This window comes from Pseudovibrio exalbescens, assembly GCF_028737195.1.
GTDB classification, from domain to species: Bacteria; Pseudomonadota; Alphaproteobacteria; order Rhizobiales; family Stappiaceae; genus Pseudovibrio; species Pseudovibrio zosterae.
The window spans coordinates 1-21,747 of record NZ_JAQZAJ010000003.1; the positions used below are offsets into that span (position 1 = coordinate 1).

At 55.5% G+C, this 21,747-nt stretch carries 18 protein-coding genes and 1 tRNA gene; 14 read left to right on the forward strand and 5 right to left on the reverse strand.

What is annotated here, in order from left to right:
- Together PUV47_RS09445 and PUV47_RS09450 are read right to left on the reverse strand one after the other, a co-directional pair.
- A partial coding sequence (locus tag PUV47_RS09445; RefSeq protein ID WP_425313748.1) for a calcium-binding protein occupies window positions 1-681 on the reverse strand: 681 nt, incomplete at its 3' end.
- A gap of 248 nt (window positions 682-929) precedes the next feature.
- Window positions 930-1,006: transfer RNA gene (locus tag PUV47_RS09450), tRNA-Met, on the reverse strand.
- Window positions 1,007-1,390: 384 nt separating this feature from the next.
- Between PUV47_RS09450 and PUV47_RS09455 the strand changes: the two genes are divergently transcribed.
- On the forward strand, window positions 1,391-1,801 hold the full coding sequence (locus PUV47_RS09455; RefSeq protein ID WP_274218312.1) for a nuclear transport factor 2 family protein: 411 nt from the start codon (window positions 1,391-1,393) through the stop codon (window positions 1,799-1,801).
- Window positions 1,802-1,881: 80 nt separating this feature from the next.
- Here the strand turns inward: PUV47_RS09455 and mnmA are convergent, their stop codons facing one another.
- On the reverse strand, window positions 1,882-3,084 hold the full coding sequence (mnmA, locus tag PUV47_RS09460; protein WP_274218313.1) for a tRNA 2-thiouridine(34) synthase MnmA: 1,203 nt from the start codon (window positions 3,082-3,084) through the stop codon (window positions 1,882-1,884).
- A 362-nt stretch (window positions 3,085-3,446) separates the two neighbouring features.
- On the opposite strand from mnmA, the gene PUV47_RS09465 reads away from it, so the two are divergent.
- The 11 genes from PUV47_RS09465 (at window position 3,447) to PUV47_RS09515 (ending at window position 16,801) form a co-directional block, all read left to right on the forward strand.
- Window positions 3,447-6,113 (forward strand): flagellar hook-length control protein FliK, encoded by a 2,667-nt coding sequence (locus PUV47_RS09465; protein WP_274218314.1) that lies wholly within the window; start codon window positions 3,447-3,449, stop codon window positions 6,111-6,113.
- A gap of 28 nt (window positions 6,114-6,141) precedes the next feature.
- The gene (locus PUV47_RS09470) at window positions 6,142-6,801 is read left to right on the forward strand and encodes a flagellar hook assembly protein FlgD (RefSeq protein WP_274218315.1); all 660 of its coding nucleotides are present in this window, start codon (window positions 6,142-6,144) and stop codon (window positions 6,799-6,801) included.
- A gap of 127 nt (window positions 6,802-6,928) precedes the next feature.
- Window positions 6,929-7,204 (forward strand): DUF1153 domain-containing protein, encoded by a 276-nt coding sequence (locus PUV47_RS09475; RefSeq protein ID WP_274218316.1) that lies wholly within the window; start codon window positions 6,929-6,931, stop codon window positions 7,202-7,204.
- Window positions 7,205-7,802: 598 nt separating this feature from the next.
- Window positions 7,803-9,455: a flagellar basal-body MS-ring/collar protein FliF gene (gene fliF, locus PUV47_RS09480; RefSeq protein WP_274218317.1), complete on the forward strand. Its 1,653-nt coding sequence runs from the start codon at window positions 7,803-7,805 to the stop codon at window positions 9,453-9,455.
- 73 nt (window positions 9,456-9,528) lie between these two features.
- Window positions 9,529-10,518: a flagellar motor switch protein FliG gene (gene fliG / locus PUV47_RS09485; protein WP_274218878.1), complete on the forward strand. Its 990-nt coding sequence runs from the start codon at window positions 9,529-9,531 to the stop codon at window positions 10,516-10,518.
- 30 nt (window positions 10,519-10,548) lie between these two features.
- Window positions 10,549-11,262, forward strand: coding sequence for a FliH/SctL family protein (locus PUV47_RS09490; protein WP_274218318.1), 714 nt, complete (start codon window positions 10,549-10,551; stop codon window positions 11,260-11,262).
- Window positions 11,259-11,606, forward strand: coding sequence for a flagellar motor switch protein FliN (gene fliN / locus PUV47_RS09495; protein WP_274218319.1), 348 nt, complete (start codon window positions 11,259-11,261; stop codon window positions 11,604-11,606). Before PUV47_RS09490 ends, fliN begins: the two co-directional genes overlap by 4 nt.
- Before the next feature lie 28 nt (window positions 11,607-11,634).
- On the forward strand, window positions 11,635-13,002 hold the full coding sequence (locus PUV47_RS09500) for a sigma-54-dependent transcriptional regulator (RefSeq protein WP_274218320.1): 1,368 nt from the start codon (window positions 11,635-11,637) through the stop codon (window positions 13,000-13,002).
- Window positions 13,003-13,033: 31 nt separating this feature from the next.
- Complete coding sequence (gene flhA / locus PUV47_RS09505; protein WP_274218321.1) at window positions 13,034-15,208, forward strand: flagellar biosynthesis protein FlhA; 2,175 nt, start codon at window positions 13,034-13,036, stop codon at window positions 15,206-15,208.
- A gap of 66 nt (window positions 15,209-15,274) precedes the next feature.
- Window positions 15,275-15,883: a GNAT family N-acetyltransferase gene (locus tag PUV47_RS09510; RefSeq protein WP_274218322.1), complete on the forward strand. Its 609-nt coding sequence runs from the start codon at window positions 15,275-15,277 to the stop codon at window positions 15,881-15,883.
- A gap of 303 nt (window positions 15,884-16,186) precedes the next feature.
- Window positions 16,187-16,801, forward strand: a complete 615-nt coding sequence (locus PUV47_RS09515; RefSeq protein WP_274218323.1) for a hypothetical protein — start codon at window positions 16,187-16,189, stop codon at window positions 16,799-16,801.
- Between the two features lie 245 nt (window positions 16,802-17,046).
- Here the strand turns inward: PUV47_RS09515 and PUV47_RS09520 are convergent, their stop codons facing one another.
- The gene (locus PUV47_RS09520) at window positions 17,047-17,979 is read right to left on the reverse strand and encodes a metallophosphoesterase family protein (protein WP_274218324.1); all 933 of its coding nucleotides are present in this window, start codon (window positions 17,977-17,979) and stop codon (window positions 17,047-17,049) included.
- Between the two features lie 386 nt (window positions 17,980-18,365).
- On the opposite strand from PUV47_RS09520, the gene PUV47_RS09525 reads away from it, so the two are divergent.
- Entirely contained in the window at window positions 18,366-18,857 is a 492-nt protein-coding gene (locus tag PUV47_RS09525; protein WP_274218325.1) for an NUDIX domain-containing protein, read from the forward strand.
- Window positions 18,858-19,141: 284 nt separating this feature from the next.
- Window positions 19,142-19,645, forward strand: a complete 504-nt coding sequence (locus PUV47_RS09530; RefSeq protein WP_319623125.1) for an N-acetyltransferase — start codon at window positions 19,142-19,144, stop codon at window positions 19,643-19,645.
- 14 nt (window positions 19,646-19,659) lie between these two features.
- Here the strand turns inward: PUV47_RS09530 and PUV47_RS09535 are convergent, their stop codons facing one another.
- Window positions 19,660-21,741 (reverse strand): hypothetical protein, encoded by a 2,082-nt coding sequence (locus tag PUV47_RS09535; protein WP_274218326.1) that lies wholly within the window; start codon window positions 21,739-21,741, stop codon window positions 19,660-19,662.
- Window positions 21,742-21,747 lie beyond the last annotated feature (6 nt).

Sequence of the window (21,747 nt, forward strand, 5' to 3'; positions counted from 1 at the left end):
GGCGCCAGATCCGCCGATCAGCGTGTCATTGTCCTCGCCACCAAAGAGCGCGTCGTCGCCCTGATTGCCGAACAGAATGTCATCGCCAGCGCCGCCATGAATTGTGTCATTCCAATTGGCTTTGCCTTTGGCTTCATGCTTGCTGCTGTCGCTGTAATCTCCGTAAAGCAGATCGTTGCCTGCCCCACCATCGATAAAGTCTGAGCCAGACCCGCCCTTTACAAAGTCATTGCCGCCTTCGGTGCGGATGTCATCATTGCCCGAGTTACCTGCAATAATGTCGTCGTTTTGGCTGCCGCGCATTTTATCGTTGCCACGCCCTCCGGTCGCTATGACCGGTGAGCTATACTGGACGTCGTCATTGCCTTTGCGAAGGAAGTCGATGTTATCTTCCGCTGAGACCGGCTGGCCACCAACGTCAGCGTTATCTTCGAACTTCAAAACGCCTTTTTCGAACAGCTTGGCTGTGCCACGGATGTTTAGCGTGACGATGTCGCCTTCTTCTTCTCCAAGCCGTGTATCGCCAAAGAGGCCATTAACGCGCTTGCTTGAAACGCTCCCCTCTTCAAACGCAGTGTAAAGCGCATCCCACCATGCACTTTGTGTGGTAAACCACTTTTCGAAAATGGTCTGGTTCTCGGTGTTAGTAAGATCGTTCGGGTTAAATTTATTCTGAGGCATAATCCATCTCTCACGTTGCCACATAATGAAAACAAATTAATTCAAATTTTAATAAAATATCTTCGCGAGTCGCACAACTCCTAGTATTGGCGAGCTTCTTGCCTAAAGGAATTTCATGATCTCTTGCATCAACATCATGGAGCTGGTGAGTTAATTGGATTTGCTGGCAAAGAAGAGAGTTGGATTTGGTAAACAAAAAAGACGCCTCCCGGCGCCTTGTCAGATCTCAATCTCATTTCGAAGAGAGATGGTAGCGAGGGAGGGACTTGAACCCCCGACACGCGGATTATGATTCCGCTGCTCTAACCAACTGAGCTACCCCGCCATCCGGTGCGCTGTGTTTCGGCGTGTCGCCGTCGCGCTGTGTGAGGGGTGTATAAGGCTCTTGAGTGAACTCGTCAAGCTTTCTTCGCCAAGATTTGTGGAAATTGCCCGGCTTGTGAAAAAACTTTTAAAAACAGCAGGTTTGCGCGGTTTTTGCCGGGTCGAGAAGTCTTGTTTGTGACCTTTTTGGACGGCCATTTGTATTCACTCCTGTGAAATTCCAGCGGCTCCGCCGTGGTGTAGGCTCACGTCTTAAAAGGCGGGCGAGTTTGTTGGACCTATCCCGGAATATCGGGCCTATTGGTCAGGTTTCTCTATGACCGGGACAGGGCTAGGCTGTCTCATGAAATGTTGAGAGGGCGCAACGCGGCGCGAGGAGGAGAAGATGGAAAAATACTCGGAGGGGCTTGAGGCATGGCTCACCGGCTTAAAGGGCGACCAAAAAGCGCAGATGTTGAACCAGTTGATTGCTGATGACTGCGTCTTCCATTCTCCAGTGGTTCATACTCCGCAAGAAGGCAAGCAGCTGACATTCATGTATCTGTATGGTGCTTCGCAAGTGTTCCTCAAAGAAGGTACATTCAAGTACACGCGCATCATCGAACAGGGCCTTGATGCCGTTTTGGAGTTCGAGACAGAGCTCGATGGCATCCATATCAACGGCGTAGACATGATCCGCTTCAACGATGAGGGCAAGATAGCGGAGTTTAAGGTGATGTTGCGGCCGCTAAAGGCAGTTCAGAAGATACATGAGCTGATGATGGCGGAACTTGCCGCCTTCAAAAAGCCTGCCTGAAAACGGGGCGCGCGCATACATAAAAAGGCCGCCGAAGCGTACTGACGTTTCGGGGGCCTTGCATTTTCTAGCTCTTCTACTCAGTTTCCTGGTAGGCTCGCGGCTTCCCAGGATTTTCCAATGAGTGCCTGTAGCGCGTCTTCAGACTTCTGATCTTTCTCGGCTCTTTGGATCCAGCCACCGCCGAGGACGCGTGCGTTCTGGGTGTCTTCATCAAAGAAAACACATGCCTGACCCGGGGCGACGCCGAGCTCTCCTGCGATCAGTTCTACGGTGATCTCGTCGCCTTCCTTGCGCACGACGGCCTCGGTTGGCGGGCGCGTGGAGCGGACCTTCGCAAAAACATTCAGGCCTTCCGCCGGAATGTCTTCAAGGTGGCCGGGGCCAATCCAGTTCACGTTGCGCAGCAAAAGCTTGTGCGTTGCAAGCGCCTCTTTGGGGCCAACGATGACGCGGCGGTTCTCAGCGTCCAGATGAACCACATAAAGCGGCTCGCCAGTGGAAACGCCGATGCCACGGCGCTGACCGATGGTAAAATGAATGATGCCTTCATGTTGGCCGAGGACGCGGCCATCTACATGCACAATCTCGCCTGGATCCGCTGCGTGCGGCCGAAGGCGTGCGATAACATCCGTGTACCGGCCTTGTGGAACGAAGCAAATGTCCTGGCTGTCGTGCTTGTCGGCAACGGCCAGACCGAACTCTTCTGCCAACTTCCGTACCTCAGGCTTTGTCATTCCACCTAGAGGGAAGCGGATGAAGTCCAGCTGTTCCTGTGTGGTTGCGAACAGGAAGTAGCTCTGGTCACGGTCCAGATCGACCGGGCGGAACATGGCGTTGCGGTTGCCTTCCAGCTGGGTGCGCACATAGTGGCCGGTGACCAGCACGTCAGCGCCAAGATCCTTAGCTGTTTCCAGCAGGTCCTTGAACTTTACTGTCTGATTGCACGTGACACAGGGAATAGGCGTTTCACCGTTGATGTAGCTGTCGGCGAAGCGCTCAATCACCTGTTCTCTGAAGCGAGATTCATAATCCAACACGTAGTGAGGGATGTTCAGGCTCTCTGCCACGCGGCGTGCGTCATGGATGTCTTGCCCCGCGCAACAGGCGCCTTTTTTCTGAACTGCCTCGCCGTGGTCATAGAGCTGCAGGGTGACGCCGATCACGTCATAACCTTCGCGCTTCATCAAGCCTGCTACGACTGACGAGTCCACGCCTCCAGACATGGCAACAACCACCCGAGTGTCTTCCGGACGCCCGGGCAGGCCGAGACTGTTAAGCATTTCGCGACTGACCTTCTATTGTTTTCCAGCGGATCAAGCGCTTGCGGCGGCTCGATCTCGTTGGTGCGCATATGGCAATTGTTGGATTTTTTCTCAAGCCCGATTGCTTCAGCAAACGGCTACCGAATTTGTAGGGGACTATACTCAAGTTTCCAATGGATGCCAATCACAGTTGTTTGGTCCGATGGAAAAGCTTGCCTAGTTGCCGTGCGCGCTCGGCATATTCTGCCTCAAGCCACAGATGTGAGGTTTGTTACAGTTTATTAAATTGCTGAATTTATTGAATTTTTACAACTTTCTTGGTCTGGCCCGTTGCTTGCTTGAAGGGGTGCGGAATTGTGTCTTCAGGCTCAGAGGAATGAATGGCCGGTGCTATCCAGCTTGATCCGTCAGCGATCAGTCTAACATCAGCAAAGAGCGTGCTTTCAGGCACGGCTTCTGGCGCGGCTGGGCAACCTGCTGGTGTGCAAGGGGTCTTTGCTGCCCTTTTGCAGGCTCAAGCAAGTCCGGATGGTGTTGAGCTACCGCATGCTGGGAAAGAGGCTCAAGCTTTGCCTGTCAGGCAGGCGGGTGAAGGCGGCGGCGAGTTCCTTCAATCACTGTCTCAACAAGAAGAAGTGCAGACGGTTGCTCCCGGTTTTGACGAAGTGGCAGCCGCATCCCCATTCCTGCAATTGGCTTCAGTCGATCAGGTCCCTGCAGCTTCCGTTGGAGGCGATGGCACTCAATCAACCACAATCAACCCAAATGCGCTCTTGCCGGTATCCGGGGAGATTTCTCAAGCGGCCCTGCTTCGTGGGCTTTCCAATCGTACTTCGGGTGTTGAAGCTGCTGTTGGTGTCGAGACGTCGTTGGTTGGGCCTCCTCAGTCGCCCGGAGGTGATATTGGGGCGGACGATCTTGCCCAGACTTTGAGCGCCCAACAGGCAGCTACTCAGTCCGCAGCGGCTGATCTCCTTTCCGGTATTCCTCCGTCGAGTTCCGTCGATGGTGAGTTGCTCTCGCCGCCGATCTTGCCGAGCGCAGCCAACACATCGAAAGGTGCTGTAGAGCTTGACCCCGCGCCTGTGTTCAAAGGGGCAGGAAAGGCTAGTGAAAATGTTGAGCCGGCGGCTTCATTAAAGAATGCGCCGCAGGTTCAGTCAGCTTCTTCTCAGGTTTCGGAGGTGGCCGAAAGGGAACTCAAGACGCCGCGGTTCTTCGACGATCCTCAGTTGCGCGCTGCCCTTGAAGGCAAGCAATCACCCAAGGCAATGGCAGAGATGTCCCTTCTGCGAGGGGCTGCTGATCTCAGCGCGCCGAAGGTGATGACGGTACCTCAGCAGCAAGTTGATGGCTCGGCGGGGGCGCACAAAGACGGCGCGAGGGTACTAGCAGCCGCCCAGCATACAGCTCAAAGTTCTTCGAATGCTATAAGAGTAGAGGCGTTGCCTCACTCTCAAAGCGGAAACGCTTCGTCCCTTGGGGCGTTTGAAAAGGCATCTGCGTCACGGCCTGTTTCAGAAGCGGCTCAGGTTTCAGTCCGCAAGGGCGCGGAGGTGGCTCAGCAGGTGCAGGTCTCCACTGCAAACCCTGCTAACACTGCCAACAGCGCTGTTGCGAAGCCTGAGGGTAGCCCGCGTTCAGCGGCAATGCCAGCTACTGAAGCGCCTGTGAACACGGGGCAAGCCAAGGGAGCCGTTGAAGTTCAGGGCGCGCGTTCTGTTCCGACTTCGGGAACCATTGAGGCGAGTGTAGCCTCGGGTGCTGCCCCCGGTACTGCCAAGGTTTCGCTGGACTTGGATCAGGCAAGGCAGGCGTCCTCTCAACGGTCGCTTTCGCAGCTTGCCGTTGCCGGTACGGTCGAAATTGACGCCGTAGATGTTGAGAGGCTGCCATCAAGCATCGCGAAAACCACAAGTGAAGTGGCGGGTGGCGTTTCAGCGGAACGAGGTACCGGTGCCGCTCAGTCTGGAGCTGCGCCCAATTCTCAGAGTGGTTCATCCGCGCCGCAGCAGGTTGCCGCCCAGCGGAGCGTGACCGACATTTTGTTGGCGCAGGAGGCGGAGCAGGCGCAGATGCAGCTTGGCGATAGCGCTCAGGCCGCCAAAACTCAGGTAACAAATGAAGCTGGGGCCCAAAAGTCCCAGAACAACGCTGCTCAAGCGGTTGCGCAAATCGCTGTGCCAGTGGTTCCTCAGCAGAACAGCAGCAAGCCGCGCTTGTTGCCGATCAACCTGTTCTCAAGTGGGCAGGCTGAGGCGGTTGATCCAACTGCGAGTGCTGATGATGCCATGCTCTCGGATGGGGTTGTATCTGGGGGCACTGCCGCGCGCAGCGCAGGGTCGAGCACCAACGTCATGCCAGGCATGGGAGCGAACACTTCCGCTGGGCTGCCGTCCGCGAACGTCGGATCCAACGCCGGTCAGGCCACAGCGGGCAGCGCTTTGGCAGGCGGTGAGCCCTTGCTCTTCAATCAAGCATTGGCCATGGGCGATGAAGGTCTCGTGGGAGATGATGGCGAGGTCTTGGACGAGGCGCTTGGTGTGACACTCTCCGGAGGTACGACCAGCTCTGCCAGTAGTGCTGCCATTTCCTCGGCGATGATACGTGATGGGGCGCGTCATGTTGCCCAAAGCGCGATCCCTTCCATCGTCATGCAGGCGCAAAGCGGCAACAAACGTTTTGAGATCCGAATGGATCCACCAGAGCTGGGCAAGATTGATGTGTCTCTCGAGTTCAAGAAGGACGGTTCTGTTCGGGCGCATCTGACTGTGGATCGGCCGGAAACGCTGGACCTCTTTATGCGTGATCAACGCACACTTGAGCGCGCGCTGGCAGAAGCAGGGTTTGATACCAGCAGTGAAGGGGCGTTGCAATTTTCCCTCAGGGGCGAGCAGGGCAACGGTCAAAGTGATCAAAATGGATCTCACGGGCAGTCTTCGCAGCCCGGACAGATCCCAGAAGGTGGCGGCGTTGACGAAACGCTGGCTGCCGCATCCAAAGCATACAGCAGCACCGCATCTGGTGCGCTAGACATCTCCGTTTAAGCCGCAGGCAAAGTGAAGGGCATACCCAATGAGCACCATTTCAGATCTGGCTTCCGCGGGCTCTTCAAGCGCGCAAAACAATGCAGCGAGCCAGTCAATCAGCGCAAACTATGATCTGTTCATGTCCATGCTGACGACTCAGTTGCAGAATCAGGACCCGTTGGATCCCCTCGATTCCGCGCAGTACACGGAACAGCTGGTTCAATATACGCAGGTTGAGCAACAAATTCAGCAGAATGAAAATTTGGACCAGCTTCTGGTTCAAATGAAAACGCAAAATGCAAGTCAGTTTGTTGGCTACATCGGCAACGAAGTTACCGCCTTGGGGGACAAGGCGATTCTGGTTGATGATGAAGCGAAGTGGACATACGTCGCACCTCAAGACGGCAAAGCGCAGATCGAGATCAAGAACTCCGAGGGCGCTGTTGTGTACCGCGAGGAAGTCGACATTAAAGAGGGCGATGGCACCTATAAATGGGAGGGAACCACGGAGTCTGGCAGCAAGGCAGCCGACGGGGTCTACAGCATTTCCATGACAATGCAGAACGAACTCAACCAGCCGTTTGAAGTTTCTACTAACATTACGGGGGTTGTCACTGAGGTTGACTTCACTCAGGGAGAGGTAGTGCTGCGCTTGGGCGATCTTGAAGTCCCTGTGAGTGACATTACCAAAGTAAAGCAAGTATAATCGTGGTTAATATCCACTATGAATTTCAGTAATGAATCTTACCGAAATCTCACCGGCTGTTTAGGTAATTTTTAAAGCCCTTCGTCTACTCTCATTCCAACTTGGTCATGGTTTGTGTGAGAGTAGAATGACCGAACAAGTACGTTCACGAGTAAAATACGTCATCGGCCCCGATGGGAGTCCTTTGACGATCGCCGACCTTCCTCCAGCGACGACAAAGCGCTGGGTGATCCGTCGTAAGGCAGAGGTTGTTGCTGCAGTTCGCGGCGGCCTCTTATCGTTAGACGAGGCTTGTCAGCGATACACTTTGACGGTGGAAGAGTTCCTTTCCTGGCAGAGCTCAATTGAAAGGCATGGTCTGGCTGGCCTCAGGGCCACCCGCATTCAAGACTATCGCAACTAAAATAATGAGACTGCTTGTCCGTCTGGGAGGCTTCATCAGGTGGACGTAACAACAAGAGATCACCCTCGCCATTCGGCGGGGGTTTCTTTTCCCTTTTATTTCTCGGTTTAGGCTGAAGCCTGTTGCCCCTGTGCACAGGTCATGGATTTGGCACTATAACGCACGCCCGACCGGCAAACCGAGAGCGGCCTGCCCGCCGCTTCATACACTTCTCAACGAACAATGTTACGGGATCGCTTGTCTCAGCTTCGCCATATGCAGATGGCGGAAATGGGGCGGCAATTGGCCGTTCGCGCTGATTTGGTTGCGGTGCTGGCAAAATACGCGTTAACCGAGATTACCAAAAAACTAACGTTTTTCCTGACGCCTAGAGGATTTATCTAGGTAAAATTTTCACAAACATTTGGATAAGCTGTTAGGCGAAACGGCAGATTCTGGCCAAATCAGGGCGATGTAGGGCAAAGTCACAAAGTGGCGTTAAGGATTTGTTAACCACATTGGCGGCAATTTTTGCCCAGTAGATAGCCGCAGGGGCATTCGATTTTAGTAGCGGTTGTTAACTATTAGGGGCAGCGATCCTGGGCGTGGGGCAAAATACGTGAACGGTATCCTGGATTTTTTGAGAACACTCGGTCCGGCGAGACTTGGTGCTATGGGGGTCATGGCGACGATCCTCATTGGCCTGTTTTCATTTATCATATTTCAGGCCACTGCACCGCAGATGGTGCCTCTCTATACGGATCTCAGCTCCGATGATGTTGCCGGTGTTGTGGCTCAGCTTGAGAGCCAGAGCATTGACTATGAAGTTCGCGACAATGAGACTGCTGTCTTCGTGCCTGAGGCAGATGTCTACCGCATGCGTATGGTTATGGCGGAAGCGGGTCTGCCAACTGGCGGCGGTGTCGGCTACGAGATTTTCGACAAGACCGATACGCTCGGCGCCACCAGCTTCGTCCAGAACATCAATCACCTGCGCGCTCTGGAAGGTGAGCTTTCTCGCACCATTCGTTCTTTGGGCAGCATCAATGCAGCGCGTGTGCATTTGGTTATCCCTGAGCGCCAGTTGTTTCAGAGGGATCGCATTCCGCCGACAGCCTCCATCGTCCTTGCTGTTCGTGGCACCCTGGATGCAGGGCAAATCCGCGCCATTCAGCATTTGGTGGCCTCCGCTGTTGAAGGTTTGGAGCCTTCCTACGTTTCCATCGTTGATGAGCGCGGAGCGCTTTTGGCCAGCGGGACCGGGCGGGACGAAGCCAACTTCGGCGTAACTGCGCTTGATGATCAGGCGATGGCCATCGAAAATCGCCTCCGCCTTCAGATCGAAGAGATTTTGAACAACGTTGTCGGCTTCGGACGTGCCCGTGTTCAGGTGTCGGCTGATCTGAACTTCAATAGGCGAACTGAAACCAAAGAGCTGTTCGACCCTTCTGGTCAGGTGGTGCGTTCCACCCAGACAAGGGAAGAGACTTCTTCTTCGCGGTCCGGCGAAGACGCGGTAACCGTTGGCAATCAGCTTCCTAACGCCAATCCGGGCGCTGGTGGTGAAGGTGACTTCGATCAGGCCGGGTCATCTGAGGAAGTCATCAACTACGAGATCTCAAAGAGCACCGTTACTGAGGTGGTAGAGGCTGGGGAGCTAGAACGTCTCTCAGTAGCTGTGCTCGTTGATGGCACCTATCAGGAAAATGAGAGCGGTGAGGTGGTCTACACGCCGCGCTCCGAAGAGCAGCTGGAGCAGATTGCCACATTGGTGCGCAGCGCGGTTGGCTACAACGAGGAGCGTGGGGACACCGTTGAGATTGTGAACTTGCAGTTTACCGAGAACGCGCTTCGCGACGTTGAAGCAGTCTCTGGCGGCCTGTTTGAGTTCACACGCTACGACATCATGCGCCTCATTGAACTCGGCGTGCTTCTGGTGATCTCTGTATTGCTCCTGATCTTCGCGGTGAATCCGTTGATGAAGAAGATTCTCGCGCCTACAGAAAAAGGGGCGGAGTTTGGTGGATCTGAAAGCACTGGCGGTGCATTGGTGACGACGGGTCCAGATGGGCAGCAAGAATATCTGGCGCAGCTCGTTGATGATAGCGGCAGTGGCGGCAAGGCTCCACTTCCACCTGCCGAGTGGATTGAGGACGCGAAAAGCGAAGCAGCTCTGCATGCAAACTCGATCAAAGAGATCAGCGACATGATCGAGGAACTTCCATCCGAAGCGGTCAACATTGTCCGCGGTTGGCTGAACGAGGCAGCATAACGTGGCAGAGAACTCCCTCACTTCCACTGGCGGCAAGTCTCTCGAAGTCTCTGATGGTGCGAACCATCGTGAACTGAGCGGGGCTGAACGTGCGGCTGTGCTGCTGCTTGCACTTGGTCAGGAGCATGGGCGTACGATCTGGGAAGGCCTTGATGAAATTGAAGTGCGTCAGGTTTCTCAAGCCATGGCGCAGTTGGGGCCTGTAACGCCGGGCATGCTGGAAGATCTGTTCGTCGATTTTGTTCGCAAGCTGTCTACTCGCGGCTCGCTGAACGGCAACGTGGATGTGACTGAACGCCTGCTGTCTTCCTTTCTGTCGCAGGACCGTGTTTCTATCATTATGGAAGAAATTCGCGGGCCAGCTGGGCGGAATATGTGGGAGAAGCTCTCCAACGTGCAGGAGAACGTTCTCGCCAACTACCTGAAGAACGAATACCCCCAGACCATTGCGGTGGTGCTTTCCAAGATCCAATCGGACCACGCAGCCCGCGTACTGGCGTTGTTGCAGGATGAGTTGGCCATGGAAGTGATCAACCGAATGCTGCGAATGGAGTCTATTCAGAAAGATATCCTGGAGAAGGTGGAGCAGACGCTGCGCGTTGAGTTCATGTCCAACCTGTCGCAGACCAGCCGTCGCGACAGTCACGAGATGATGGCGGATATCTTCAATAACTTCGATCGTCAGACCGAAGCCCGGTTCATGGCGTCTCTTGAAGACAATAACCGTGACTCTGCAGAGCGCATCCGCAATCTCATGTTTACCTTCGAGGATCTGCTCAAGCTCGACAACGCGAGCTGTCAGACCCTCTTGCGTCACGTGGAGAAGGATCGCTTGGCACTGGCGCTCAAGGGCGCCAGCGAAGCTGCCATGGAGTTCTTTACCTCCAACATGTCAGCGCGCGCTTCCAAGATGCTGATGGAAGACATGGAGAACATGGGCGCGGTTCGTTTGCGTGATGTTGATGACGCCCAGTCCCACCTTGTTGCAGTTTGTAAGGATCTTGCCGCGAGCGGAGAAATCATGATCTCCAAGAAAAAGGGAGATGATGAGCTTGTCTACTAAGCTGCTCTACCTCCCTGATGGAGGGTTTTCATGGTGACAGTGATGCCGGAAGGGGCCGTTCGCAAACGGTTCCTTTTTGATACCTCTGAGAAAGAGGCTGAAGCCCAGCAGGCCCTCGCTGAACCGGCTGAGCCAACCATTACCATGAGTGAGCATGCGGCGCTGTTGCGGCAGGCTGAAGAACAGGCATTTGAGCGTGGGCGCGCCGAGGCCATCACGGGGATGGAAGCTCAGGAGGAGGGGCGCCGGACAGCGATTGCTCAGGACATTGCAGTTGCCCTGAAGGACCTTATCGAGCGGGTAGAGCAGGTGAGCAAGGAGCAGGAAAAAGGAGCGGTGGCCCTTTGCTTTCTCATTGCGCGTCGCCTTTGCGCTCACCTTGTTGCACGAGAGCCTTTGGGTGAAGTCGTCGCTCTCATGAATGAGTGTTTGAAACCTTTGCGCCGCGTGCCGACCATCAGTATCGAAGTGCCTGAGCAGGACGCACCTGCCCTTGAAAAGATGTTGGGTGAGATTGCAGGCGTCAATGGATACACCGGGCGCATTCATGTCTCTGGAAAACCGGGATTGATGCGTGGAGATTGCCGCATCGAATGGCCAGAAGGTGGTATTATCCGCGATCGTCGCAAGACCAACGAACACATTGAGGGCGTTTTGCAGGCTTACTTTAAGGCAGCGGATCGTGAGAACGCAGCGCCGAAGGGTAACGGCCACGCCGAACAGATGGAGAAAAGCGCCTCATGAGTGAAAAAGATCAAGAAAAGCAGGGTGTTGTCTTCAGCGAGCTCGATGGTGCCGCAGGTATTGGTGGCCAAAATGGCGAGACAACAAACGGAAACAAGTCCGCTGAAGATCTGGAAGCCGTTTTCGATGTGCCGGTGCAGATCTCTGCTGTGCTCGGGCACACCAAGATGCACATTTCCGATCTGCTGCAGCTGGATGCCGGTGTTGTGATGGAATTGGATCGCAAGGTGGGCGAAGCCATCGATATCTATGTGAATGATCGTCTGGTTGCCCGCGGGGAGGTTGTTCTCGTGGAAGAAAAACTGGGCGTGACCATGACGGAAATCATCAAAGCCGATAAGTAAGCGCGACGGCATGCATGGGGAAGAATAAATGCGGCTTTTGATTGTAGGTACATTGGGTGGGCAGCTCACCACGGCGACAAAGATCGCCATGGATCGCGGCGCCTCTGTCACCCATGCCGCAAACATTTCCGAGGCGATGAACGTTCTTCGCTCTGGCCGTGGTGCCGACCTTTTGATGGTGGATGTGAACGAAAACATCACCGATCTTCTGGAGAACATCGAACGCGAACGTATTCACGTGCCTGTGGTTGCCTGTGGCTTGGAGACGGATGCCAAGGCCGCCGTTTCAGCAATCCGTGCAGGGGCCAAGGAATACATTCCACTTCCGCCTGATCCGGAGCTGATTGCCGCAGTCTTGTCTGCCGTAACAGAGGATCGCCGGGATCTCATTTTCCGTGACCCTGCCATGGCAAGTGTTGTTAAGCTGGCAGAGCAGATTGCGCCTTCCGAGGCCTCGATCCTTGTGACGGGTGAATCCGGTACGGGCAAGGAAGTCATTTCTCGTTTTGTGCACCGGAAGTCTGCGCGTTCATCCAAGCCGTTCATCTCCATCAACTGCGCCGCTATTCCTGAGCATCTTCTGGAAAGTGAACTTTTCGGTCATGAAAAGGGGGCCTTTACTGGCGCCATGGCGCGGCGGATCGGCAAGTTTGAGGAGGCCCATGGGGGCACCCTCATGCTTGACGAGATTTCTGAGATGGACATCCGCCTTCAGGCCAAGTTGCTGCGTGCCATTCAGGAGCGCGTGATTGACCGTGTTGGCGGCAGTAAGCCAGTCCCAGTCGATATCCGCATTATCGCGACGTCCAACCGGGATCTGTCCGAGGCGGTCAAAGCGGGCACGTTCCGTGAAGATTTGCTTTATCGCCTCAATGTGGTGAACCTGAAACTGCCGCCTCTGCGCAGTCGTCCCTCGGATATTCTGGAGCTTGCCGAACACTTCCTGAAAATCTACGCCAAGGCCAATGGCATGCCTGCCTCAGCACTTGGCGAGGATGCGCGGAAGGTGCTTCTGGGAAATGAGTGGAAGGGCAATGTTCGCGAGCTGGAAAACACCATGCATCGTGCGGTTCTTCTTTCTGGTGGCGAGGAAATCACCGCTGATGCGATCCGCATGCCAGACGGCTCTCCCATTCAGGCCGGGCCTGTAGAGGATACTGCGTCACGCGCGGCGGCTCAGGCTGCAGAGGCGGTCTCCCATGCGATGGTGGGGCGCACGGTGGCTGATGTAGAGCGTGATCTCATTCTTGATACGCTGGATCACTGTCTGGGCAACCGAACCCATGCAGCCAAGATCCTTGGCATTTCAATTCGCACACTACGCAACAAGCTCAACCAGTATGCCGATGAGGGGGTTTCGGTTCCGGCACCGGGTGAGCTGCGTGCGGGCACATAAAGACGCGGGTTAAAGGGGCACTCGGGCACACATGGCGGACAACGACGTAACACAGCAGCCTGCTTCGGGCTCTGGGCTACCTGCGCAACAAGGCGCGGGCGGCTTTGCGTCGTCTCCATTTGGCGGTGCGCTCCGGGATCTTTATCAGGCCGTCCGACATGGTGATCTGGGCTTGGCAATAGGTGTGATGGTCATCCTTGTGATGCTCATCCTCCCCATGCCAGCGGTCATGCTGGACATGTTCCTTGCCATTTCCATCATCTTCTCTGTCATGATCTTGATGACGGGGCTTTTCATTCAAAAGCCGTTGGAGTTCTCCTCCTTCCCGACGGTTCTGCTTATCGCAACCATGTTGCGCCTGGCGCTAAACATGGCTTCCACCCGCCTGATCCTGGCCAATGGCCATGAGGGGGAGGGCGCTGCAGGTAGCGTGATTTCAGCGTTCGGCAACTTCGTGATGGGCGGTAATTATGTCATCGGCATTATCGTCTTTACGATCCTCGTAATCGTCAACTTCATCGTTATCACAAAGGGTTCTGGCCGTATTGCAGAGGTCGCGGCCCGCTTTACCCTTGACGCCATGCCCGGCAAACAGATGGCGATTGATGCGGACCTGTCAGCCGGCCTGATCGATGAGGATGAAGCCCGCAAGCGCCGCCGCGAACTGGAGTCTGAATCTACGTTCTTTGGTGCCATGGATGGTGCGTCCAAGTTCGTGCGCGGTGATGCGATTGCAGGCCTTCTGATCACCTTCATCAACATCATTGGCGGCATTGTCATTGGTGTGCTGCAGATGGGCCTGAGCTTTTCTCAGGCTGCCGAGAACTACACGCTTCTCACGATTGGTGACGGTCTTGTCTCTCAGATCCCAGCGCTCATCGTGTCAACGGCCGCGGGTATTCTGGTGTCCAAGGCGGGCCTTCAAGGCTCCGCAGACCGAGAGTTGGTAAAGCAGTTCTCTGGCTATCCAAAAGCTCTGGGCATGTCGTCCTTCGTCATGATTGTGTTGTCCTTGCTGCCTGGCATGCCCATGATCCCGTTCCTCGCGCTGGCTGGTCTTTCTGGCTATCTGGCGCGCAAGGCCTCCAAGCAGATCGAAGAGCAGAAGGTTCAGGAAGAGGTCGCGCAGGCGGCGGTTGAAGAGGAAGATGCAGCGCCGAAGGAGCCGCCGATCACCGACAGTTTGAAGCTGGACGAGCTGAAGATTGAGTTGGGCTATGCCTTGCTGCCGATCATCAATGGGCGCAACAAGGAAGAGACAGATCAGGTCACCGAGCAGATCAAGGCTCTGCGCCGCCAAATTGCATCCGACATGGGTGTCATCATGCCAGCGGTGCGTATTCTGGATAACATCCAGCTGCAGCCCAATGAGTATGTGATCAAGGTAAAGGAAGTGGATGCGGGCGCGGGCGTGCTCTATCCGAACCATTTCATGGTCATGGACCCGACTGGCGGCGAGGTGAGGCTGCCCGGTACGCAAACAACCGAGCCGACCTTTGGGTTGCCAGCCACTTGGGTGGATGGCCAGTATCGGGAAGAGGCGAGTTTGCTGGGTTATACCGTGGTTGATCCGGCAACGGTATTGTCCACGCATTTGACCGAGACGATCAAGGCCAACATCTCTGAGCTTCTCACCTATGCTCACGTTCAGCATCTGTTGAAGCAGCTGCCGGATGATCAGGCCAAGCTGGTGGAAGACATCGTGCCGAGCCTGATCTCCATCTCCGGCATTCAACGTGTGTTGCAGGCGTTGTTGGAAGAGCGTGTGTCTATCCGTGACCTTGGCACCATTCTGGAAGGCGTTGCTGAAGCCGTTGGTTCCACGCGCAATCCGTCCATGATTGCCGAACACGTGCGTACCCGCTTGGCACGTCAGATCTGCGCTGCCAATCAAGCACCGGGTGGCTACCTGCCTCTGATCAGCCTCAGTCCCAAGTGGGAAAGCGCGTTCATGGAATCCATCGTCGGCGATGGCGATGACCGGCAACTGGCCATGCCGCCGTCCAAGCTTCAGGAGTTTGTCGGGCTGGTGCGCGATGCCTTTGAAGAGGCAGGGCTTGCTGGTGAGGTGCCAGTTCTCCTGTGTTCGGCCCATACGCGGCCATATGTGCGCTCAATCGTGGAACGGTTCCGCTCGCACACATTTGTCATGAGCCAGAACGAGGTCCATCCGCGAGCACGCCTGAAGACAATTAGCTCCATCTAAGGTGCAGTCTTGTCAATGCAGGTCGTTCTGCTTAGTTCTTAGGGGATTGCCAGCCTCGGAGATTTCATGAGCACTCAGACATTGCATTTGGACGGCTATACCGTTCTGCCCAAAGATAAAGTCGCCTTTGTTGTCACCTATCTGGAAATGAACGCGCGCCCGGAGCTCAAGCAGATTGAACGACCGGATCTAACCCTAGAGCAGGCGCAAAACATGCAGCCGGACGCATTTCGGGATCTTTTCCGGGCTGTTGGCGAGAAGTGGCTCTGGTTTGGACGTCTAACATGCTCTGATCAGGAACTCAGCGATATCCTGAGTGAGCCCAATCGGGAGCTCTACTTGCCCATGAAAGATGGCAGGCCTGTCGGCATTCTAGAGCTGAACTTCGATGACCCGCATAACGTTGAGCTTGCCTACTTTGGCCTCATTCCTGACGTGGTGGGCGGGGGAGCTGGGCGCTGGCTCATGAACCAAGCCATCGATATGGTTTTTAGCCGAGAAAAGACCCGTCGCTTATGGCTGCATACCTGCACCGGAGATAGTCCACAGGCAATCAGTTTTTATCAGCGCAGTGGTTTTGTGCCATTTAAGCGTGCAATTGAGGTGGCAGATGACCCTCGGGTTTCTGGCGTTCTTCCTGCAGACTGCGCGGGCCATGTCCCTTATCTCAAATAGGCAAAGCACTTAGCTGAATAAGAGCTGTAAACCCTTCCCTAATGGGAGGGAAATCCCTTGGGTTGCAGGGCGCATTGATAGCTTTCACAATGTTTGTACAGAAGATCCACCAAGTTCTCGCTGCGTAAAAACCTTCTGTTGTGTGCTTATTGTTAAAAATGTATTAATTCGGGGGTTAACTTTAGTTAACCACTGGCGCATCATTGTCAGTGGATGACCGGACTACCCACTCTGCGGCCCGATTTTTATTGCATAAGTATGACGGTCTGGTTCGGGTAGTTTGTATGTGGCTCTGGGGGCTCAATGTCAGAAGTGCGTGATAATGTTGTGCCGCACGCGCGTGTTCGGTCTTTGCGAGAAGCTATCCGTAAAGTGCGGTTGGCCGAGATTGAAAGAGCGGACGTTGTGGTAGACCTGCAGGAGAGTGAGCGCGCTCGCCTGGAAATGCTCAGTGAAGAGCTGCAGGAAGTGTTCCGGGAAGTTCCGGAGGACGACGACCAGTTTTCCTTCCACATCGTGGGGGGCTCTCAGCCACGGCTTTGGATTGATATGACCAGTCATGTCATCATGGCGCGGGACAAACACACCTACCGATTTGTCAAGGACACGCGCATGGGCCGTGTGGTGCTGTTGGAGACCGCCAACATCGACGACATGGCGGATTGCATCACCGAGTACATTGCTGAGCGCATCATCGAGAAGGACCTGTTCCTCGAAGGGGACTGGTTGATGAACCGCCTGCGTGGCAAAGACGCGGACAAGCAGAAGGCCCTTGAACTTCTGGCTCAGCACAAGGCCACGCAAAAACCAGAGGCGAACGCTTCTTTCTGGCGCGGCATGTTTCTGTTCGTGCTTGGGCTCATGGCCGGTGCTGCCGCCTTAGTCGTTTATGCGTGGTTCTTTGTTGCCTCTCCTTGAGGGAACATCTCGACCCCAGCATCTTTTCTATGGCGCCTATGCACTGCTTGGGGGCATGGCGGCTTTGCGGGTGTGGCCTGCTTCCTGCAATCAAGCCGACTTTCCCCAAGGTGTGCTGGAGTGGCTGGCCTCCCATCCCATAATGCGGGGTGTTCTTGAGAACGCCGCCCACCCACCGGAAAACTTCAGACCAGCTTGCCCTTATGCCTGCGAAAACTGCAGAGGTGCGCCACCAGGTCGCCGCTTCAAGCCATTGCAGCCAAGCCCTGAGGGATCTCGAGTTCATTTGTTGCGATGTCGATGATGCCTCGGGCGCCGTCCTTGAAGCCGCGCTCGTGCATCTTGCACCTCCAATCCCCTGATGTGCCGGAGATCTCAAAGGTATTGTAGCGGGACGGGGGCTTCTTGTGCCCCAGCCCATTGGATGCCGATGGTACGCAAATTACTGGCACAGGACCGCATGGTCCCTGAATGGTCATGCGCGTTGCATAGTGGGTATGCCCGTGAAGGATCAGCTCCGCCCCGTGCTCTGCAATAACTTTCCTAAAGCGGCTGGAGCCAACGAGGCGTTTGTGCCACTTGGTGGCCTCTCGCACGGGCGGGTGGTGCATGACCACCACACGGAACAGCCCCTGTTTGGCCATTGAATCGAGCGCTTCGCCTAAGGCCAGCAGTTGCTTGACCTCCATGTGCCCGGTTGCCATGAACGGCCCCGTCGCGCGCGCTGTGTTTACGCCAACTATGCCGACTGGACCGCGCCTTCTTTGAAAGGGAAACTGAACAGGATCGCTCGCCAGTTTGTCGGCGGCGGCGTCGCTGCTCATGTAGGGGCGCCATTCGGTGGTCGCTGCCTTGAGTGCGCCGGGAACATAGGCGTCGTGGTTGCCTGGTGTTACTGACACATCCTCAGGGTTACCAAGGGTGCTCAACCAGGCTTTCGCGCTCTCAATTTCATGGGGCAGGGCGATGTTCACCAGATCACCGCAAAGCGCGATATGATCAGGAGCGCTTGCGTGGATGTCCTCAACCAACGCATCCAGATAGTGGTTGGTCATGGAATGTGCTCGATTGCGCTGCCAGTTGATGTAGCCGAGCACGCGTTTGGACGCGAGCTGCATGGGTTTTACATCCGGCAGCGGGCCGAGGTGCGGATCTGAAATTTGAACAAGCTTGAACATGATCTGGGATATTTACTGACGCGATCCCAAGTTCAAGTGGTAATGTGCATTCAAGCCGAATTTTATGGGATTGGCCACAAAACGCGCATACAAAACAGTTAGCCGTTGTAGCCCATGCGAAGGCAAGAGATGACCCGTGGCTGGGACGAATTCAGGGCTGGCTGCCAACGGAAACGTGAATGTGGGCGACGGTGACGGAACCATGCGGCAAACATGATGTGCCTCGATAATTGGGGTTTCTACTAGGGTAATTGTGCGAATTTGCTAGGTAGCGCTACATTGTTGCTTTACCTAGCGTCGTTTTAGCGGAGTCGCGACAAAAGAGTATTGTTGATTGCGCAGGGGAGCTATGCGCAAATCGAGGGTGTCAGAGGGGAGGATGCCGAGTGGTAGATGCGGACAGCGGTCACATTAGCCTGAGAACAAAGATTGTTCGGACACTGGTGCACACATTTGCCATGTTCCGCCGGGCCATGACCCTGGGGGTGCGCATTGCTGTGTTTAATCAAGACGGTGAGATTCTGCTGGTCAAACACACGTATCTTAAAGGTTGGTATCTGCCAGGCGGAGGCGTTGATCCGGGTGAAACTCTCGAACAGGCGGCTATCCGAGAACTGCGAGAAGAGGCGGGTATCGTCCCGGTCACGCCACCTCAGTTTCTTTCCATGCACTTTAATCGCAACGCAACCCAGCGCGACCATGTTGCTTTTTTTGTTGTACGGGACTGGAACCGGGATCCGCACTGGCAAATGCCGGGCCATGAAATCGCTGAGGTTGGCTTCTTTTCTCCAGAATCGCTACCACAGGGCACCACGCCAGCTACACGCCGCCGTTTGATGGAGGTGCGAAATGCGCAAGATGCCTCTGCATTTTGGTAGAACTGTCTAAAATACTAGGTAAATCACCCTATTCGTGCTCGTGCCCATTTTCTGGCTTTACGCTGAGTAGAGAGCATGCTAACGAAACCGCTCATTTTACATCTGGCAATGTAACGCCACTAGAGGATCCAATATTGGCCAAGCTTGTACTCCGACGACGAATGACCTTGAGCGAGCGCCCTGTGCGTGACGCATGTCGTCGTGGTTTTACAGCTGTTTGCCATAGCCTCTAGGGGACTGTGACCGCTGTGGAGCCGCGAGTTTACGGTTCCAATGATGGTCTTATGATGCTCACTCCCCCTTGGTTTATTCGGCAGGAACTGCCGCAGGACGACGTCGAAATCGATTTGATGCAGGAAGAGGCCTTTGGCCCCGGGCGGTTTGCACGTACCGCGTTTCGCATCAGAGAAGGTGCCTCGGCGGCTGCATCCTTGAGCTTTGTTGGTTTGATCGACGGTGTGTTGGCAGGGTCCGTGCGGTTGACGCCGATCATGATTGGCACAACGCAAGCCATGCTGCTTGGGCCGTTGACGGTCAGCCCTTCCTACAAGAACAGAGGTCTTGGCAAGGCTTTGATGGCGACAGCTCATGAGGCTGCCAAGGCTGAGGGTGTGCCCGCCATTTTGCTCATTGGGGATGCGCCCTATTACGGGCCTTTGGGCTATCAGAAGGTGCCTGAGCATACAGTTGAACTGCCAGGACCATTTGATCCTGACAGGCTTCTTATTCTTATGCTTCAAGATGGTCCACTGCCTTTTGGCCATGTGAAACCCGGTCATGATCACTAAGATAGCGGCCAGTGTTACCGCCCTTCGCGGTACCACATGGCTGACAGCACGAGAAGCAACAAGGCAAGGCCGAGGAAGCCGGCAAACAAGGGGTACTTTCTAATGCCGTTCAGCACACTTGCGTCTGTGCGCTTCAGGCCAATCCAGCCAGAACCGTGGTAGCTGTTGGATTCTCCAAGGGCTGTCACGTCCGGCACTGCAAAAGAGGCCGGCGTTGAGCGAAGGCGCGGCGTGCCGCCGTTCGTCGCCTCAACAAGAGGGGCGAGGACGTTGCCAGTCGATATCACCTCAAGGAATTCTTTCGGGTTCGCTGGTCCCACATTGATCAGCGCCCGGCGTACGCCATCATCCGCCTCGTAGAGCCCAAGCTCTGTTGCGGCGACGGTTTTGCGCCACAGGCCGGGCCCAATGGCTTCCAACTCATGCACTTCCGTCTCCCCAGAAGGGCTGGTCAGAACGACCGGATCAACCTGCTCTGACAAGGTCTGGCGTTCGATCTGCAGTTCCTGACCGTTAGCCTGTAAACGCAGGGCTTCTTCGCTCAGGTCCGGTTCCTGCATGAGCCAGTGGGCGAGGCGGCGCAGCAATGTGACATGCGGGCCTCCTCCCTCGTATCCGCGCGCCCAAAGCCACACATGATCCGAAAGCAACGTTGCCACACGGCCGTCTCCCACACGATCCAGTACCAACAGCGGACGATCATCAGCGCCTGTCATCAGGTTCTGGCCGCTCGTCAGCGTTGAATCTACCAGTCGGAACCAGCGGCTCCATGCGGGCGGGCTTTCATCGGCACCGGGCAGTTGTCGGGTGACGGGATGGCGCTCGCCGAGCTCTGAAATTTGAGGGTGGTAGGGCATATCCAGCGTCTGACCGGTGGGCGCGGCGGGCAGAATGCGGCTTAGAGGCGTTTGGTAGATGGAGGAGATGTCTGCGTAATCCGGTCCGCCCGACACCAGCACCGCCCCGCCGTTCATGACGAACTGGGCGATGTTGTCGAAATAGAGCAGGGGCAGCACGCCGCGCCGTTCATAGCGGTCGAAAATGATAAGGTCGAACTCGTCAATCTTTACGGAGAACAGCTCACGTGTTGGAAAGGCGATCAGGGACAGCTGATTGATTGGCGTTCCGTCCTGCTTTTCAGGCGGACGCAGAATGGTGAAGTGAACGAGGTCGACGGCGGCATCGGACTTCAGAAGGTTCCGCCATGTACGCTCGCCGGCATGAGGTGAGCCAGAAACCAGAAGAACGCGCAGGTTTTCGCGTATGCCGTCGACGCTGACTACCGACCGGTTGTTGATTGTCGTCAGCTCATTGTCGACCGCCGAGATCTCGAACTCATAAAGGTTCTGGCCACCGTGGCCAATTTCGATTGTCACTTCGAACGGTTCGTTGACCTCCACAATTCGGCTTTCCTCGCCCGAGCCGTTGTGCCGAATGGTGAGCATGGCGGTTTGTTCCGCATCTGCCACATTGCCGGATTGAACGGCCTCCATCATGATGGGTTGGCGGGAGCCAACAAGGCCAAACTTGGGCGCAGAGACAATTCGCAGACGCCGATCAATCTCTTCCGGGTGGCCTGTAATGACCGCATGAAGTGGTGCTTCAAAGCCGAGCTGCGAGGCGCTCTCCGGGACATCATGGATTTGACCATCCGTAATCACGATGGCACCGCCAATCCGCTCTGGCGGCACATCGGAGAGGCTGTCTGCAAGAGCGCCGAAGAGAACAGTCCCGTCGTTGCGCAGACCCGTTGCGGTTTCAACGCCCACTTCACGCAGCTCAAAGCCTTCCAGCGCCCCGATTTTTTCCGCAATCGCTGCACGTGCCTCTTCAGTGTCTTGGGCGCGGCCATCAAGTTTCTGGCTCTGGCTGCGATCAGTTACCAGCGCGACAACAGTGGAAAGCGGTGTGCGATCCTCCTGATAGAGGGAGGGGTTGGCAATGCCCACGAGAAGCAAAGCCAGCGCGAGCATACGAAGAAACGCGCCGCGCAAGCCCAGGTAAAACAGCAGAGCGCTCAAGACTAAGGCAAGCACGGCGCCGACCCCGAGCAACCAGAGCGGAACAAGTGGATCAAAGGAGAGAGACCATATCATGCTTCT

Coding starts and splice junctions, on each gene's coding strand:
- PUV47_RS09455 (WP_274218312.1), top strand. CDS start 1,391: ATGGAAAAATACTCGGAGGGGCTTGAGGCATGGCTCACCGGCTTAAAG.
- mnmA (WP_274218313.1), bottom strand. CDS start 3,084: ATGCTTAACAGTCTCGGCCTGCCCGGGCGTCCGGAAGACACTCGGGTG.
- PUV47_RS09465 (WP_274218314.1), top strand. CDS start 3,447: ATGGCCGGTGCTATCCAGCTTGATCCGTCAGCGATCAGTCTAACATCA.
- PUV47_RS09470 (WP_274218315.1), top strand. CDS start 6,142: ATGAGCACCATTTCAGATCTGGCTTCCGCGGGCTCTTCAAGCGCGCAA.
- PUV47_RS09475 (WP_274218316.1), top strand. CDS start 6,929: ATGACCGAACAAGTACGTTCACGAGTAAAATACGTCATCGGCCCCGAT.
- PUV47_RS09490 (WP_274218318.1), top strand. CDS start 10,549: ATGGTGACAGTGATGCCGGAAGGGGCCGTTCGCAAACGGTTCCTTTTT.
- fliN (WP_274218319.1), top strand. CDS start 11,259: ATGAGTGAAAAAGATCAAGAAAAGCAGGGTGTTGTCTTCAGCGAGCTC.
- PUV47_RS09500 (WP_274218320.1), top strand. CDS start 11,635: ATGCGGCTTTTGATTGTAGGTACATTGGGTGGGCAGCTCACCACGGCG.
- flhA (WP_274218321.1), top strand. CDS start 13,034: ATGGCGGACAACGACGTAACACAGCAGCCTGCTTCGGGCTCTGGGCTA.
- PUV47_RS09510 (WP_274218322.1), top strand. CDS start 15,275: ATGAGCACTCAGACATTGCATTTGGACGGCTATACCGTTCTGCCCAAA.
- PUV47_RS09515 (WP_274218323.1), top strand. CDS start 16,187: ATGTCAGAAGTGCGTGATAATGTTGTGCCGCACGCGCGTGTTCGGTCT.
- PUV47_RS09520 (WP_274218324.1), bottom strand. CDS start 17,979: ATGTTCAAGCTTGTTCAAATTTCAGATCCGCACCTCGGCCCGCTGCCG.
- PUV47_RS09530 (WP_319623125.1), top strand. CDS start 19,142: ATGATGCTCACTCCCCCTTGGTTTATTCGGCAGGAACTGCCGCAGGAC.
- PUV47_RS09535 (WP_274218326.1), bottom strand. CDS start 21,741: ATGATATGGTCTCTCTCCTTTGATCCACTTGTTCCGCTCTGGTTGCTC.